At 49.1% G+C, this 17,574-nt stretch carries 10 protein-coding genes; 7 read left to right on the top strand and 3 right to left on the bottom strand.

Features of this window, described 5'->3' with window-relative positions; translation table 11 throughout:
* Window position 1: 1 nt before the first annotated feature.
* Genes AC3WTJ_RS13215 through AC3WTJ_RS13235 form a run of 5 tightly spaced genes read left to right on the top strand, consistent with a single transcriptional unit; the run spans window position 2 to window position 7,465 of the window.
* The gene (locus AC3WTJ_RS13215; RefSeq protein WP_492522134.1) at window positions 2-676 is read left to right on the top strand and encodes an aspartate/glutamate racemase family protein; all 675 of its coding nucleotides are present in this window, start codon (window positions 2-4) and stop codon (window positions 674-676) included.
* Entirely contained in the window at window positions 670-1,929 is a 1,260-nt protein-coding gene (locus AC3WTJ_RS13220) for a ribulose-bisphosphate carboxylase large subunit family protein (RefSeq protein WP_492522135.1), read from the top strand. The genes AC3WTJ_RS13215 and AC3WTJ_RS13220 overlap by 7 nt, the downstream gene beginning before the upstream one ends.
* Before the next feature lie 37 nt (window positions 1,930-1,966).
* The gene (locus AC3WTJ_RS13225) at window positions 1,967-3,325 is read left to right on the top strand and encodes a four-carbon acid sugar kinase family protein (protein ID WP_492522136.1); all 1,359 of its coding nucleotides are present in this window, start codon (window positions 1,967-1,969) and stop codon (window positions 3,323-3,325) included.
* A gap of 34 nt (window positions 3,326-3,359) precedes the next feature.
* The gene (locus AC3WTJ_RS13230; RefSeq protein WP_492522137.1) at window positions 3,360-5,282 is read left to right on the top strand and encodes an ABC transporter ATP-binding protein; all 1,923 of its coding nucleotides are present in this window, start codon (window positions 3,360-3,362) and stop codon (window positions 5,280-5,282) included.
* Window positions 5,283-5,296: 14 nt separating this feature from the next.
* Entirely contained in the window at window positions 5,297-7,465 is a 2,169-nt protein-coding gene (locus AC3WTJ_RS13235) for a hypothetical protein (RefSeq protein WP_492522138.1), read from the top strand.
* Window positions 7,466-7,536: 71 nt separating this feature from the next.
* On the opposite strand, the gene AC3WTJ_RS13240 is transcribed toward AC3WTJ_RS13235, so the two are convergent.
* The 3 genes from AC3WTJ_RS13240 to AC3WTJ_RS13250 are packed head-to-tail and all read right to left on the bottom strand — an operon-like array spanning window position 7,537 to window position 13,099.
* Window positions 7,537-10,161: an Ig-like domain-containing protein gene (locus AC3WTJ_RS13240; protein WP_492522139.1), complete on the bottom strand. Its 2,625-nt coding sequence runs from the start codon at window positions 10,159-10,161 to the stop codon at window positions 7,537-7,539.
* Window positions 10,162-10,177: 16 nt separating this feature from the next.
* On the bottom strand, window positions 10,178-12,118 hold the full coding sequence (locus AC3WTJ_RS13245; protein ID WP_492522140.1) for a hypothetical protein: 1,941 nt from the start codon (window positions 12,116-12,118) through the stop codon (window positions 10,178-10,180).
* A gap of 21 nt (window positions 12,119-12,139) precedes the next feature.
* A complete protein-coding gene (locus AC3WTJ_RS13250; protein ID WP_492522141.1) occupies window positions 12,140-13,099 on the bottom strand; it encodes an OmpL47-type beta-barrel domain-containing protein in 960 nt (319 codons plus the stop codon).
* A 353-nt stretch (window positions 13,100-13,452) separates the two neighbouring features.
* Here AC3WTJ_RS13250 and AC3WTJ_RS13255 point away from each other — a divergent pair, with 353 nt between their 5' ends.
* Both AC3WTJ_RS13255 and AC3WTJ_RS13260 read left to right on the top strand, forming a co-directional pair.
* A complete protein-coding gene (locus AC3WTJ_RS13255; RefSeq protein WP_492522142.1) occupies window positions 13,453-16,155 on the top strand; it encodes a family 78 glycoside hydrolase catalytic domain in 2,703 nt (900 codons plus the stop codon).
* Window positions 16,156-16,193: 38 nt separating this feature from the next.
* The gene (locus tag AC3WTJ_RS13260; protein WP_492522143.1) at window positions 16,194-17,480 is read left to right on the top strand and encodes a Gfo/Idh/MocA family protein; all 1,287 of its coding nucleotides are present in this window, start codon (window positions 16,194-16,196) and stop codon (window positions 17,478-17,480) included.
* Window positions 17,481-17,574: the final 94 nt, after the last annotated feature.

Below are 17,574 nucleotides of genomic sequence, written 5' to 3' on the forward strand. Positions count from 1 at the left end.
CATGGCTACAGTTGTTGCTGTTTACACGGGTCAAGGGCTATCGGAACGTATTGGGCCGCTGTTTCGGGAGGAATTGCCGGGCTGCCGCCTCGTCAACATTATCGACGACAGTTTGATTGCCGATGTGATTCAGGCGGGTGGAGTGACTACTGCGGTAGTTCGCCGCTTGGTCCAGTATTATCGACATGCCGAAGATATCGGCGCTGATGTCATCCTCAATACTTGCTCATCGGTAGGTGAAGCAGCGGACCGCGTACGATCTTTGTTCAACATTCCGATTGTTAAAATCGACGATGACATGGCGCGTCAGGTTACCCAAAATTTTAATCAAATTGGTGTACTTGCTACATTACCTACTACACTCGAGCCGACCAGGCAGTTGCTGCAAAGAGAAGCGGACCTTCAAAACCGAAATGTCCGTGTGGTTGACGCGTTGGCGGAGGGGGCTTATCAAGCCTTAATTTCCGGTCAGCCTGAGGAACATGATCGTTTGATTTATGAAGCGGCCAAATCAGTAGCCAAACAGGCGGATGTACTGGTGCTGGCTCAGGGGTCCATGGCTAGAATGGAAAAAGCGTTAAGCGAGGAAACCGGTTTGCCCGTGTATGCTAGTCCGCGTCTAGGCATCATGGCTGTGCGCGCCGAATTGGAGAGACAGGGGAAATATCCATGTTGAAGAACGACCAAGTCATTGCCGCTTATTGGCTCGAAACCGCATTTTCCTTAGAAAAGGCTTGTGAAATTATCGTCAGTGAGCAGTCTACGGGAACGTTCCTCCCGCTGCCGAATGAAACGGATAGTCTGAAGCAAAAGCATCGCGCGCAGATTTTGTCCATTCAAGAGTTGGAAAGCTCGCCTTTCCCTTCGCTCCCGGGCGCTAAGGTGCCTGCGGGCAGCAAAGGCGAATTCCGACGTGGCATTGTGAAGATTGCATTCCCTTATACGAATATTGGACCTTCGATTCCAAATTTGCTTGCAACAGTTGCAGGAAATCTGTATGAGCTGGAAGAGCTGTCAGGGCTTCGGCTGCTGGATCTGGATTTACCGTTGGCGTTTCAAGAACGGTATGAAGGCCCGCAGTTCGGTATTTCAGGTACGCGTGAACTCACCGGTGTGCATGGACGGCCGATCATTGGAACGATCATTAAGCCGAACATCGGATTGCCGACGGAACAGCTGCGGTTGATCGTGCGTGAATTGGCCTTGTCGGGCATTGATTTTATCAAGGATGACGAGGTGCATGGGAATCCGCCGTATGCTCCGATTGCCGAGCGCATCAAGGTGGTCATGGAAGAAATAGAACGCGCTGCGGACCGAACAGGCAAAAAGACGATGTACGCTTTTAATATTACCGATGATATCGATCCTATGAAACGTCATCTTGAGACCGTTGTGAAAGCCGGAGGCAACTGTGTGATGGTCAGCATCAACAGTATTGGATTTGCTGGGCTAGCGCACCTCAGAAAGACTGCCTCCGTATGCATACACGGACACCGCAACCAATGGGGGATGATGACACGTTATCCGTATCTTGGCATGTCTTTTGCAGCCTATCAAAAATTGTGCCGTCTGGCTGGCGTAGATCATCTCCATGTCAATGGACTTAACAACAAGTTCTATGAAGACAATGCATCCGTCGTAGATAGCGTGCGTGCGTGTATGACGCCGATGTTTGATCCATCGGACACGGTGCTTCCCGTGCTGTCATCGAAGCAATGGGCGGGGGCGGCGCCGGAAACGTACAGCACACTGGGCACCGTCGATCTGATGAATATTGCCGGCGGCGGTATCCATGCGCATCCGGGAGGACCCGGGGCAGGATTCCGCAGTCTCGTGCAAGGGTGGGAGGCGGCCTTGGAGGGAATACCTCTGCATCTGCATGCCGATAAACATCCTGAATTGAAGCAGGCTTTAGCAGCATTCGGTTAGAGCCTGCCTCGACGGGGTGGAAGGGAGATGATAACGAATGCGAATCTGTTATTACGGCGATGACTTCACAGGTTCTACGGATGTGTTAGAGGCGCTCGCGACCGGCGGTTTGCGAATGATTCTGTTTATGGATATGCCAGACGTATCCACTTGGCATGAGAAATTCAGCCAGTATGACGGATTTGGCGTGGCTGGCGTAAGCCGGACGATGAGTCCGGAAGAGATGGAGATTACGCTTCATCCCGCACTTACTGCCCTCAAGGCATTTCAAGCGCCAATCGTGCATTACAAAATTTGTTCCACCTTCGATTCCTCCCCCTTAACGGGCAGCATAGGTAAGGTTATTGACATCGGACGGCGTGTGTTTCCGAAACAACGATTCACACCTCTTCTCGCAGGCTCGCCCGCGTTAAAAAGGTATACGGTGTTTGGCAACCATTTTGCCGGGAAAGGGACGGAAATGCTGCGTTTGGATCGGCATCCCAACATGATGCAGCACCCGGTTACGCCGATGAGGGAAGCGGATCTTCGGGTTCATTTGGCTGAGCAGACGTTTTGCACGATCGGTCTGATGAGCGTTTTGGATTTGGAGCATCATGGAACGATGCTGAGAGAGCGATTGGATGAGAAGCTCAATCAAGCATCTGATGGTTTGCTGTTTGATGTGTTAACGGACGATCATCTTACCAAAATCGGTGAATTATTTGCGGAAGAGAGCAAGCATGAACCGATATTCGTCATTGGTTCTTCAGGGGTGGAATACGCGTTAGTCTCCCATTGGCAGCAGCGAGGCGCATTGCCCGCAGTGTCTGAGCAGAGGAGGGCAGAGCCTGCAGACCGGCTCTTGGTCCTATCAGGCAGTTGTTCTCCAGCGACTTGTGCGCAAATCGAATGGGCAATGGCGCACGGCTATGCGGGTATTCGCGTGCCAGCGCCTCTTTTTTTCGCGGAGGATTCGGAAGCGAAATCAGTTCAGGCTTTGCTGCTTAGGGAGGCTGATCGATTGCTGCAATCTGGCAAGAACGTTATTTTATATACTGCGCTAGGTCCGAATGACGAATCTATTCCGGAAACTCAGCATCTGATGCGTTTGAACGGGCACAATCTGGCCGGAAGCGGTGAGCGAATTGGCGGACGCTTGGGTGAAATGGCGAGTGCGCTGGTTCAGTCTACAGGAGTCCGGAGAGTTGTTTTGGCTGGAGGGGATACCTCAGGTTTTGCCGTAAAACGAATGAATATGTACGCGCTGGAAATGATAGCTCCTGTTGTTCCTGGAGGGCCGCTTTGTCGGGCATTTTCGCAGGATAAATGGATGGACGGTTTAGAAATCGTTTTGAAAGGCGGTCAAGTTGGACCACCGGATTTCTTCGATCGGGTGCTTCGCGGGTCATCTTGACTGCCGATCCACGGAAAAAGAAAGAAGGTTTGATATGCAGAAGGACACAAAATCCCATCTCATACGACGTTATTTTAAGTTTCTAAAACCGTACCGGTACATGATCATGACCATTGTTGGGCTCGGTATTTTGCAATTTATCGTCCCCATGACGGTACCATGGATGACCAAAGTACTGATTGACGAAGTTCTTCCGCGTAAAGAAAGCTCATGGACATTGTCGAAGGTGATTGGGCTACTGGGAGGCGTTTACGTTTTCGGAACGGCGGTCAATTATGTGCGTCAATGGGTAATGGCCAAAATGGGAAACTCCATGGTCATCGATATCCGCTTTCAGCTGTATGAACATATGCAAAAGCTTTCTCAGCGGTTTTACGACAGCCGTCAGGTCGGAAGCATCGTCTCCAGAATACTGAATGATGTGAACGGCGCTCAGAATTTGGTCGGCTCTGGCGTCATTAATCTGGCGATTGACTTCTTCCTGGTGCTGTTCGCGGGATTTATGCTGTTTCATATGGATTGGAAACTGGCGTTGTTGTCGCTGTGGCTGCTTCCCGTCTATTATTTAACGTTTACGAACATTAATGTGCATATTCGCTACGCATGGCGCTCTGTCCATCGGCAGATGGAACGAATGTCAGGCGTCCTTGTCGAGCGTATTGCCGGGATGAAGGTTGTTCAGGCGTTTAGCCGGGAACGCATGGAGCTGAACCGCTTCAAGAAGCAAGCATCCGCTCATTTTGGCTACGCGATGACGGCTCAATTTCTATCCAACACGCTTGGCCGAATTAGTCAAACCTTTCAGGATTTCGGCGGGCTGATCATTTGGTTCGTTGGGGGAACAATGGTCATTCGGGGTAACATGTCGGTAGGGGAATTAATTGCCTTTCAGGCTTATTTATCCCAGATGTATGGCCCAATTCAGCGTTTTTCTGATGTGAATGTTACGATTCAGAATTCACTTGCCAACGTGGAACGAATTTTTGAAGTGTTCGATATTGAACCGGAAATTCAGAACAATGACAATCCCTTGCCTCTGAAAACGTGTAAAGGTGACATCCAGTTTGACCAAGTCGGGTTCGATTATGTGATTGAAAGGCCTGAAAAGCAGCAAGTTGAGGCCGATCAGAAGGATAAAGATTTGGTCGAGCGCCAAAGACCTGCCAAACGGTTTTATTGGATTCCGCCGAAAATGAGGCCGGATCCGCCTTTGATGGTGTTGGAGACAAGAGCAGCTCTTAAAGGGATAAGCTTTAAAGCTTGCAGCGGGGATGTGATAGCGCTTGTGGGACCAAGTGGCGCAGGCAAGTCTACCATCATAAATTTGCTGCTTCGTTTTTATGATCCGGACGAAGGTTCCGTTTTGCTGGACGGAGTTGACTTGCGAAATTATGATCTGCATGACCTGCGCAGCCACATGGCGCTTGTGCTTCAGGATAACATTCTGTTTTCCGGAACCGTTTATGAGAATATTGCTTATGGCAATCCGAAAGCGGCAAAAGAGCAAATTATTGCAGCGGCACAAGCGGCAAACGCACATGAATTCATCGAAGAGTGGGAGCTCGGATATGAAACGATGATTGGAGAACGCGGCGTTAGGCTGTCAGGCGGACAAAAACAACGTATCGCTATTGCGCGAGCGCTGCTGAAGAGTCCCCGGATCCTAATTTTGGATGAGGCCACGTCGGCACTGGATGCAGAATCTGAACATCTGGTCACGGAAGCGCTGGAGCGGTTAATGCAGGGACGTACGACGTTCGTCATCGCTCACCGTTTGGCAACTGTCGTTAGAGCCGATCAAATTCTTGTTATCGACCGGGGACGGATCGTTGAAAGAGGCAAACATCAAGTACTGCTAGCGCAACACGGGTTATATCGTGAATTATATGAAAAGCAGTTAAAGGCGATGCGTCCGGATGAGCTGATCGGCTTGGATGCATTGAAACACGAAGCGTAGAAAGGAAACTGCCGATGACCAGAATTTGTAAACGTTTCCCCAACCTCATGGCTTTTGCGATAGCCGTTTTCATAAGCCTGATGTTCCTGCCGGTATCCGCATTCGCAGATGAGGGTAATCCAGACGATACCAGATCTGCCTTCGAGCGAATCCAGCTTGGCGGTAATTCTTATGCTGAGATCAAACAGCTAAAACTTCTATCCGATCACACCGGTAATATGGTTACGTTCACCCTGTATATTTCGAACGAAAGCTCAGCGAGCCTATCGCTGACTGATTATTGGATCCGCTTGTTAGGTAAGAATGGGGATTCATTCATCGCCAAAATGATGCCACAGGACAAAGAAAAAGCAAAAGTTGCGGCAGGCTCCTCGCAAGAGTTCATCTACTATGCCCTGGTTAATGAAGCTACCTCGTTGCATGATTTAAAGTTTCTTTTCGGGAAATGGGATTTCTCCCGCAGTCCATTCGAACGTCAAATCGGCGAAATCTCAGTGCCTGATGATTTTACACAAGTGGCACCGGCAGGAAGCTCTCAAGAGATCAAGATGTCAGGCACGATCGTGGAGGCTGCACTCTCCGATTTTAACCTCGGAAAAAATGAAAAAAACAGCTTGCCTAACGTAACCCTGAAACTGAAAAACTTGGGGAAATACAGTGTAACCGTGCCCGATTACCAGTTTAACGTTCGCACGTCGGAGGGATATACGTATCCGTTAATTGCAAAAGGGTTAACCGACCTCCTCATCAACTCGCAGGAAACGAAGGAAATTACGCTGACGGGAAGTGTCCCGGCGAACGTTTCAACCGAAGGCTGGGAGATAGTTGTTACACAATACATGCCCGATTTGAAATTGAATGTGCCAATCGCTGACTTGGAGCTGCCGAAAGAATCGGAGCAAGAGGTGAGAAGCTCAGGCGAGGAAGTTGCGTTTACGGACGAAAATGGCTTGTACACGACAAGGATGAACGGGATGTACCGGTTACCCTGGGAAGACACGGACATTTTGACTATAGACTTCACGCTGATGAATAAAGGCTCGGATTCGCTGCCAATTCCACAGTTGTCTGGTTACTTATTATTGGATGGAAAAGTGAAGGTAGAGGCGAAAGTCATTATTCCGGCAAAAGTGCTGGGGCTTTCGAAAGACAGCTCCGTCGGTATGCAGATGGTGGCTAAAGTGCCGTATACATATGCATTTTCAAACATTGAGCTCGTGTTGCAGGAAAAAACGTCCGATGGGAAAATCATCGATGTGTTGGATTTTGAGTCGCAGGCGGATCTCCTGCATGTGGCGATCCTTGATGCGGCTTCTTCCTTTGAATTGACGGATGTGGGCTATCAATCCAAGTTTTCCATTCAAAACGTTGTGAGCTATCAAGCGCAATCCACGGAACAATATACCGTGCGGGTGCTGATTGAGAATCAGGAGAAGAGATTCACGAACTTGGCGAAGCTGGTTGCCAGCTTTCGAGCGGCGAACGGAACCGTTTATCCGGCAAATGTGCTGGATGTGGAAGAGAAAGTGGGTCCCGGGGGGAAAGCACTGCTTATCGTTTCAAGCATGCTTCCTAAGGGCGTTGATAAGAACGGGATGAATCTTCTGCTCGGGGAGGCCGTTAAAGACGGCAAACTGCTGACGGAAGAACCTGCAAACGATGACGACGACGATGATGATAGCGAAGACTCAGACGACGCTGACATGTATGTGAAGCCATTTGCCTTCTGGCTCCCGCAAGAGAAGACGGAAGTAGGGACACCACTAAAGGGGGTATACCTTGCCCCATATACGCTCTCCATGGATCATGTCAGCACAGCACTGGATAATAACGAACTATCTTTGAAGTTTAACTACGAGATTATCAAAGATATGAGTACGAGCATAAATACGGAGGGACGTAAAATCGTCTTTCAGATTAACGACACGAACGGCTTGAGGGCAATTGAATGGTCGGCGGATTTGAGCAGTTTCGAGCCCCGCACCAATGAAACGCCTGAGACGCCGCAATCCAAGCTGAAAGTTGGCAAGCATAAGGATTTCAAAATCAGTTTGGCCAACGGAGACTTACTTTACAAGTTGTCCTTCCTGAAGACATATGATTTTAACATTTACGAAGAGTATCAGGGCCATCGGCGCTTGGTGGGGACTATGAAGAATGATTGGTTCGTCACTTCGGAGTGATACTTTGTTCAATGATCAAAGCCTGACGGAATACACTCCGTCAGGCTTTCGTTTTAGCTGCAAGATCTTTATTACTGCGTCAAAGCCAGCTCAGCAACATTAGAAATTATTTGCTTGCCGGCAAGCTCATCCCAGACAAAAGCCTTCAGCTTATAACCGGCCGCATCTTCGGGCAGCTGGAAGTTTGCCATTAGCGTTCTTATCCCTTGGCCTTCGACTAAGTCGCTGGTATAGGAATAGTTGACGATATTGCCGTCCGCATCATAGAGCGCGATGACCAGTACGCCGTTTTTATCAAGCTCGGATCGATTGCTAAATTGCACACTGACCGAAGGATCACCGTCATTTTCATTCAGCTGCAAATTCCCGGTAGTGAAGACTGCTCCCGTGATATTATCTGTCCGCAGCTTCGTATTCCCAAATAGGGAGGAATTATAGTAATTAAAATTGTTCGTACTCTTCGTCGCATCGACGGCCATCCCGATGTAAGCATGGTCCGGCAGATCCAGCGTGACAGAACCGACCACTTCCCAGTTAGCTCCGCCATCAATGGAAATCAAACCTTTGACTTCATTCCCATATCTAGTAATTTTCAAGAGTGCAGGCAATTCTACATTTGGCTTGGCTGTTGTTACAACCAAATCCCCTCGGGCAGATCTGCTCATAAAATGGATCCGTGTCCCGTAATATTCTTCCTTCATCACCGTAATCATGGCAAAAGGAGAATCGGCCGTCAGATCCTGACGGATCATAAGCCCTGATTTTACACCATTATCGTACTCGGAAGGATTCTGGAAGTTAATCGTAGAGCTTAACTCCATATCACCTGAAATATCACGGTATGTGTATTGAAACGCATCTTTCGATTGGATGCCATCGCTCGTTGCGCCAATTTTGCCGGTACCTTTTACGATAAAAGAACTGTTCTCAGCCCCTGATACGCTTGAAGTTCCTGGTATTGTCACGCTGCCTACGTCTGTGGATGTCCATGCGCCAATCCCGCCTGATCCATTGACATGAATAACAACCATACTTGAAAGTGTTTGAGTTCCTGAGACGTCAGTTGCCTTGGCATACAAATAATGAGTTCCTTCCGGAGCGTTTATCCATGTATACGAATAAGGTGCGGATGTAACCGTTCCTAACGGAATTAGTTTCATCGCTTGCGTATCATAGTAGGAGAATTCAACCTTGACTACGGTGCCATCACTGTCAGAAGCTGTGGCATCAATGACAATATCTTGATTCGCTTGCAGCATCTCGTTCGCAGATGGGCTTGTGATCGCTACAGCTGGATTGCCCGACCCATTGCCAAGCAGTGAGTTCAAATATTTCTCCAAATAGGTAAAACCGTCACCGCTATCGGCTTTACCATCAGCTGTGTTACTGGCATCAAGACCGTTGGCTTCTTCCCAGCTGTTCGGAATGCCGTCGTGATCACTGTCATAATCGGCTGACAAAGTCGTCTCCGTTAATGCCGGGAACCCTCCGTCCCCATCCGGGGTATTGGCGAATTTCCCCAAGCCGTTTCTGACATCGTTCACGATACGCGCATCGAGAGAATCTCTTTTTGGTAAAATGGCTCCTGCGTGCTCAAGGACTTTGCTGTAACTGTCCGTCGCTGAGTCCGTGGTCACGGAAGTATCGACCGTGGTGCCATCGGTATTTTTATAAGTAATAGGTACCGGGCTTTGCAAGCGATTGACTGTTCCTAAGCCATACTCGGGTTGAACGCCGCCGGCCCAGTTATTTGCGCTGATTTCCGGATAGCCGTCTACATAGTTGCCTTCAATATAGTAGTTTCCAGGCTGCTCGGACCAGGGATTGAAAATCCGGTTTTTCACATCATCAAAGGTAGCGGGACCCGCTTTATAATAGTTGTTTACGACGTTGACGCCAGTCGCATTTTCACCGCCATATCCGCTGTTGGCTCCCCAGTTATAGAAGACGTTGTTTCTCAAGTCGAACAGCAGAGGTGCGTCTTTTTCAAGTCTAAAGTCACGGTCTAATCGAGGATTCCGGCTATTGTTGTTGGCAATTAAATTGTGGTGAAATGTCATATTGGTGCCGCCCCAAATACCGCCGTACCCGTGGGCGCCCTTGTCGTGAATCGACATGTTCAGAGAATCGCTAATGATTGACCATTGCACGGTGATGCTGCTCTTATCTTTGGATGAAAGAACCTCGTCCGTGCTCCAGCTAAAAGAGCAGTGATCAATCATCATTTTCGGAGCGTTGGGTGAAAAGGTGTCGTCCAGCTCGGCAAAGCCTCCGCGGAAGCGAAGATAACGGAGGATGATATTGGATCCGCCCAAGGATACCGAATAGTTGCCGATGGCGATGCCGTCTCCAGGCGAGGTCTGTCCGGCAATCGTCAGATTGTAGACATTCGTTTTAATTTTCTCCTTCAAATGAATGGTGCCGGAAACCCGAAAGACAATAACGGTCGATTTGGAAGTGCTGTTCGCCACTTTAACAAGCCCGTAGCGCAGCGTTCCGGGGATCGGGCTCTCTGAGGACGTGTAATCATCGAGACTGGTGACTTCGTAAACGTCCCCTCCGCGTCCCCCTGTTATATACATAGCGGCGCCTTCCGCTCCGGGAAAGGCCGTGATAGGTTCTGCCGCCGCCGCAAGCGGAGGGACCAGACTTGCTGCAATAAACAGGAATGATAGCATAGCAATTATCTTTTTCATCGTTGCCTCCTCGTGCCTACTGGATCGATATACTGTTCGACAATGGTTTCATGGTGATCAAGCTGTCCCAGATAAAAGCTTTGGCGTGATAGCCGGATAGGTTTTGTGGAACCTTAAATCCGGTATTTAACGTACGTTTTTGCCCGGCGTGCGCCGTTACAGATGCGGACGTATACGTAACCAAGCGTTGATTGGCGTCGTATAATGCACAGATCACTACAAAGGAGCGTTCCTCGGCGGTGTTATTCGTGACCTCGACTTTGGCGGTTGCGTTCATCCCCGGCGTTAATGCGGATAGCTTGTTGCCGTTCCAATCGATAAACTCAAAAGAGTTCAGTTGGACAGAACGCCCCCTAACGAGGATAAAATAGCCGTTGCTATCGGATTGCGCGATTTTGTTCAGAGTAACCTGCGAATTGGCCGCAAAGCTTTTCTTATACAAATCGAATACTTTGGCGCCTCCGTCAAGTTCGATGGTATCCGCTGTTTTGGTCCAGGTTGACAGCCAAGCCAAGTTGGCTTCCATCGTTTCACGGCTTACAGCGACAAAAACATCCGTATCATTCGTTACCGCAAAAGTGGTGAGCACATCACTCGCTGTGTAAGCACCTGATGCGTTTGAGGTGCGAATCCAATCAATCCCTGTATAATTTGAAGGGAGTTTGGTTATGGTGCTCTGTGAATCGCCATAAGGCGTACTGCCTACAGCGAGACCACTTTGCACGGACCATCCTGACATGTTTTTGGTATCGTTTACATACACGTTTTGGATGATGCTCGTCGTGGCGGATTCTAATGCTTGTCTAGGATTAGGCGTAACAGCAACGGCTTGAGACAAGGAGAGAGGGCTTTCTACTTCCGTGTCGGTGCCTTTGGACAGCAGCCTGGTGTTTTGTGTAATTTTAACATAATATGTTTTCCCGTTCTCAAGCAGCGGGCTGGTGGAGGATGTCCCAAGCTTTGTGATCGATACGTAATCGCTTGGCACAAACTTTTTATTATATTTGTCCATGACCTTCACATACTCTGAATCAGCAGCGTCGGGTTTGGTGGCCACGTAGACATTGTTCGATCTGGCGCTTGGTGAAGGCGCCCATTCGACATAGATTTCTTTATCCCTTGGATAGGCCGTAAGTCCAGCAGGTGCTTCCGGCGTGTCGGCAGGCGGCTTCGCAGAGACCTTGATTTGGGATACGTAGAAGGAGTTAATTGGATTAGGTGATTCGCCGGCTGTAAGCAATTCAATCATGGCAATGTTTTGCTTTATTTTCTCACTCGTCGTGGTGCCGGCGCTCCGAACCTCGACCGTAGGCTGCTTGGAGAAACACAGGTTACCGTCCACATAAACCATCACTTGATCATTGACGATGTCGACAACAACCTTGATGTTATACCAGCGATTCGGCTCATACGGATACATGTTGTCCGGACCTGTTTTGGCATCGAACACGAACTTTGCCTGGGAAGGATCTGCTGTGATTCTGGCGATGTAGTCGCCGTTGCTGCTTAATAGATTCAAGACTTTCGCTCTTTCGCGCTGCGGCCCGGGCTGCATGAAGGAAACCTCAGCTACGACCACACCTTCCTGCTTTTCAAACGTTTTGACAATTCTCGTCGTGTTGCGATAGGCAACCTTGCTGACGGAATTATGGTCGTCGTAAACATAGAGGCTGTTGCCTGCTTTACCGGGAGCTTTGGCTACATAAGCGTCACCTTTAAGGCCGCCGGCGTTCCCATCCTCAAGCATGGGCTTGTATACATCATAGCCTTGATCCTCTGCTTTTGTGCCGAGCGAGTTGTTTTCAAAGTTGTCGTCAACGAGCACTTGCCATCCATCGCCAACGGGTGTTTCTGCCGCCATCGCTTTTGTATCAAATGGATTGCTTCCGTAAACCCCGCTAGTGAGCAGTAAAGCGAGTGTGAGGCGGAGTATCATCTGTCTGAACTTCTTATTCAAAATAACACCTCCGAAAGATCATTACTTCGTTTTGCCGGATTGGTCATGAGGTACAGTTACCGTTGCGGTAGCCGTAGAACGATTTCCTGCTTTATCTGTCGCCGTGTAAGTGATGGTATATACGCGTTCGGAATGCTCTTTGGATTTCTCTGCACGAAGAGCAAACGTCTTGTCCAAAGTGCCAAACTGCGCGTCTTGAATATCATCCGGCTGGATGGAATCATTACAAGTAATAGAAGTAAGGACAATGTTATCGATTTGCGAGATGGCGTCAGTTGCATACACATCGGCGGTCACAGTAACCATTTTCTTATTTGGCGGCCAGATGGTGTCCTGATCCAAAGTTACTTTGATGGAAGGCGCCTCTTTGTCCAGACGTAGAGTTAGGGATTGGACAGCCTCTTCATTTCCAGCTTGATCAATACTTTTGTATTCAAATAAATAAATACCGTCAGTTTCAGGTAATGTAATCGGCTGGATATATGGGCTCCAAGCGCCTTCATTCAATCGGTAGGTGGTTTGGGTGACCGAAACGTTGTCTGTTGCGGAAAGTGTGACAGTCGGTGCGGAAACATACCAGCCGTTGCTGCCGTCAACCGGGCTTGCTACGGCGGTTGTTACTGGCGCTGTCGTATCCAGCGAATTTACGGTAAAGGCCGTTTGGGAAACAGCGATATCGGCATCACCTGCGACGGAAACGGCATAGGTACCGGCAAATCTTGTATTCACTCTAAAATGAAACAGGTAGTCACCGTTTGCGCTGCTTTGGCTCTGATCCAAATAGGCAAGACGATGGTGTGGATCACGGACTTGCACCGTAATGAGGTGTTCTCCCGTCAACCCCGAGTTGCCGGAAACCGTCACAATACCTGTAGCTGAGTCTAACGATGCTGTTACTTCCGCGGGGGATGCTGATGCGATTTGCAGCGATAGACTGAAGAACATCAGGAGTGACAGCAGGAATAGTGTCCATTTTCTCAAGTTACTTCCTCCTCTGGTTTGTTATCGAGTTGGTTATGCCTAAGTCATTCATCCCCTTTCGAATTTTTCGTCAAAAAAAGTGAAATCGTTTTCAATGAAGCAAGTGGAAAAAATAGCGTGAAAATAGCTATTCTAGTTAACTTTAATACATATTGCTCCAGGCACATTAGGGGAATGAGTTCATTTTTATAGGTTATTTCTTTCATTTAGGTGCATTCAATGAAGCAAGGTAGGGCATTACGTCATAAGGTTAATGTTTTTGCCCTATAAACTGTTCTCGAACCCCCCATATCGGAGCAGGTTTATCCTTTTATAATACAAACTAGTACGATCTTAACTTAAGGGGGATAACAGTGAGCCTATCCATTATTGAATGTTTAACGGAGTATGCGAATAACCCGCTTGGGCTTGATGTCAGGCGGCCTCGTTTGTTCTGGAGATTGGAGTCGAACGACCGATCTGCTGCTCAAGCTTATTATCAAGTGTTGGTTGCATCATCACAAGAGCGGTTGGATCAAGGTGTGGCTGACCAATGGGACAGCGGCAAAGTAGCGTCCGATCAATCGATTCATATTGAATATGCGGGAGATAAGCTGATCTCTGCGCAAACGTATTATTGGAAAGTCCGAGTGTGGGATACGCAGGGAGAAGCATCTGCCTGGAGTCAAACGGCTTATTGGTCGATGGGGCTGCTGTCACGTGCGGATTGGAAGGCCAAGTGGATCGGCCGAAAAGCAGAAAAAGGCGTTGATATGCAACCTTCTCCATACTTGCGGAAGAGCTTCCAGCTTGCCAAGCAGGTGAAACGAGCTTTTGTTTATGCGACTGCGCTTGGTTTGTATGATCTTCGACTTAACGGAAGCAGAATTGGAGCTCTCTTTGCGCCTGGTTGGACTGACTATGAGACACGCGTGCAAGTGCAAGCCTATGAGATTACAGACCACTTAACAGTAGGCGAAAATGTTTTTGGAGCCATTTTAGGAGATGGCTGGTACGCGGGTACGGTCGGTTTTCTCGGGAAAAATGTGTATGGGGAAAGGCCGTTTTTACTGCTTCAGGCACGAATTGAATACCACGACGGCACGAGTGAGCTCATCATGTCTGACTCGTCTTGGCAGGCAGCCAAGGGAGCGATTCTTTATTCGGATCTGATCAAAGGTGAAGCCTACGATGCTCGTCTGGAGCCGACTGGATGGGATCAAGCCGGTTATCAAGCAGCCGCCTCGTGGGAGGTTCCGGATGTGCGAACGGGCTACAATGGATTGCTCGTGGCAACGATTGAACCGCCGGTTCGCATCATGCAAGTACGTAAACCCGTCTCTTTCCGCCGCACGGAAGAAGGGACTTTCATTTATGATATGGGACAAAATATGGTGGGCTGGACAGAGTTCAAAGTTAGCGGGGCGGCAGGCCACCAAGTCACCGTCAGCCATGCCGAGATGCTGAATCCAGACGGCAGCCTATATTTGGACAACTTGCGGGTCGCTGTTCAGCAGGATCATTATGTGTTAAAAGGGACCGGGGAAGAAAAATATGAACCGCATTTTACATTTCACGGATTCCGCTACGTTGAACTGATTGGTTACCCAGGCGAACCAGATTTGGATACAATTGTTGGAAAAGTCGTTCACTCCGAAATGGCCGAGACGGGGAGTCTGGAGACAAATGATGAGATGGTGAACCGGCTGTATGCCAACATTACCTGGGGACAAAGGGGGAATTTCCTCTCGGTGCCGACGGATTGTCCGCAGCGCGACGAGCGGTTGGGCTGGACCGGTGATGCGCAAATTTTTGCCCGCACGGCCGCTTACAATATGAATGTATCTCGCTTCTTTACGAAATATATGCAGGATATGATCGACAGTCAGCTGCCGTCGGGGGCTTTCACGGATGTGGCGCCTGACGCCGGTTGGATTCGCCACAAAATGTGGAATGCGAATCTGAATTGGTTCGCACCCGATAATGCGGGATGGGGAGATGCCGGGGTTATCATTCCATGGACCTTGTATCTCATGTATGGGGATATTCGCATATTGGAAAATAACTACCAAGCAATGGCGGATTGGGTGAGTTATCTTCGGGACAACACGGAAGATCTCGTGCGTCCGGATTATGCCAACTATGGCGATTGGTTATCCATTGATGCGGATACGCCGAAAGAAGTGCTGGCTACGGCTTATTTTGCTTACAGCACTCAGCTATTGGCTAAGATTGCCGGCGTTCTGGGACGCGAGCAAGATCAGATGCAATATGAGAACTTGTTTGTCTCGATTGCCAAAGCTTTCCGGGACGCGTTTGTCAGCGGTGACGGCAGAATTCACGGGGAGACGCAGGCGGTGTATGTCCTTGCGCTTCAATTCAACTTGCTAACCGAAGAATTGAATAGGATGGCTATCGAGCATCTGACAGATGATATTTCCGCGCGTGGAGACCGGTTATCAACGGGTTTTCTCGGAGTCGGCTACTTACTGCCTGCATTAACGGATCATCAAAAGCTGGATGTTGCCTATACGCTGCTTACTCAGGAGGAGTTCCCATCCTGGATGTATTCGATTAAACACGGGGCAACGACTATTTGGGAACGGTGGGATGGCTGGACGGAACACAAAGGGTTTCAAACGCCGTCTATGAACTCCTTTAATCACTATTCCCTTGGCTCAGTAGGGGAGTGGATGTTCCGATATATGGCCGGCATCGAGGCTGATCCTGCGGCGCCAGGGTTTAAACACGCAATCATACGGCCAAGGCCAGGAGGAAAATTGGATCGGGTCAAAGCAAGCTATGATTCCTTGTACGGAACCATCGAGGTGGCTTGGCATTTATCTGTGTTGTCAAAAGTACTCCGAATCGAAGTGTCGATTCCCGTTAATACGACGGCTACGATTTATGTGCCTGGCCGGGTTTGTACCATCGATGGCGTCGAAAAAACGTTAGGAACATGGGAGATCGAAGGCTGCCAGCCGATTGGCAGTACCGATGACGTAAGCTGGTTCAGGCTTGGAGCGGGTCGATACACGTTTGAAAGCGAGTTTCTAGTCATCAAGGCATCCGTGTAGAATCGGTTTTTATAATTTATATAAAAAGGGTGAAAGGCATGACGACGAGGAAAAAGTACGTATTGGTTGGCGCCGGCGGGCGTGCGCGGTTTTTTTATTCCGCCATGGCGGAGAACTTCCGGGAAACGACGGAGCTACTGGCATTATGCGACATTAACCAGACGCGGATGGATTATGCGAAGCAGCAATTGCAGATGAAGTTTGACTATCCGGAGGTGCGCACCTACAAACCGGAATCGTTCGACCGGATGATCGAAATCGAGAAGCCGGATGTAGTTATCGTCACGAGCGTTGATCGTACGCACCACACGTATATCATTCGTGCGATGGAATTAGGCTGCGATGTGATAACAGAGAAGCCGATGACAATTGACGAGGAGAAGTGCCGTCAAATTCTTGAAACGGTGGAGAAGACGGGACGGAACGTGCGCGTTACGTTCAATTACCGCTACGCACCTCATCATACGAAAGTACGGGAGTTGATTGAAGAAGGGGCAATCGGGCAGGTTAACTCGGTCAATTTCGAGTGGCTGTTGAATACCAAACACGGGGCTGATTATTTCCGTAGATGGCATCGTGACAAGAAAAACAGCGGAGGACTGCTCGTACACAAATCGACGCATCACTTCGATCTCGTCAGCTTCTGGATCGGGTCAGAGCCGGATACAGTGTTTGCTCTTGGCGATCTGCTTTTCTATGGACGTGAAAACGCTGAAAAACGCGGGGTAACTCAATTTTACGATAGAGCTACGGGGAATCCGCTTGCTGAAGATGATCCTTTTGCACTCCATTTGGATCGTAATGGGCGATTGAAGGCGTTGTATTTAGACGCAGAGCACGAGGATGGCTATCTTCGCGATCAGAACGTTTTCGGAGATGGCATCAGCATTGAGGATACGATGGGCGTTATGGTTCGCTATCAAAACAAAGCGATTTTGACCTATTCGTTAAATGCCTATTCCCCTTGGGAAGGTTATCGGATAGCTTTTAATGGAACGAAAGGCCGGCTGGAGATGACGATTATGGAACAATCCTATGTTAACTCAGGTGGAGACAAGGCGCTCGAAGGAGCGATAAAAAATAAGGAGATCCGCGTCTTTCCTATGTTTGACCGTCCTTATGAGGTGAACGTAGAGACCGGTGTTGGCGGCCATGGCGGTGGAGATCCTGTGCTGCTGAACGATATCTTTGGTGAGCCGGCTGAGGATCGCTTTAAGAGGGCTGCGAATCATATGGACGGAGCCCGGTCCATTCTGGTCGGCATTGCCGCGAATCGCGCGATCCGGACAGGACAACCCGTCAGAGTTGCAGATTTGCTAAGATAAAAGATGGCTATAAAGGATGGCCCGCCTCTATGAATCTCGGGGGAGGGTGGTGGCGGAGGGAACTACAGGGCGCTATTTCATGGGTAGCAGCCAT

Source organism: Paenibacillus sp. FW101-FHT12H11, from assembly GCF_058790355.1.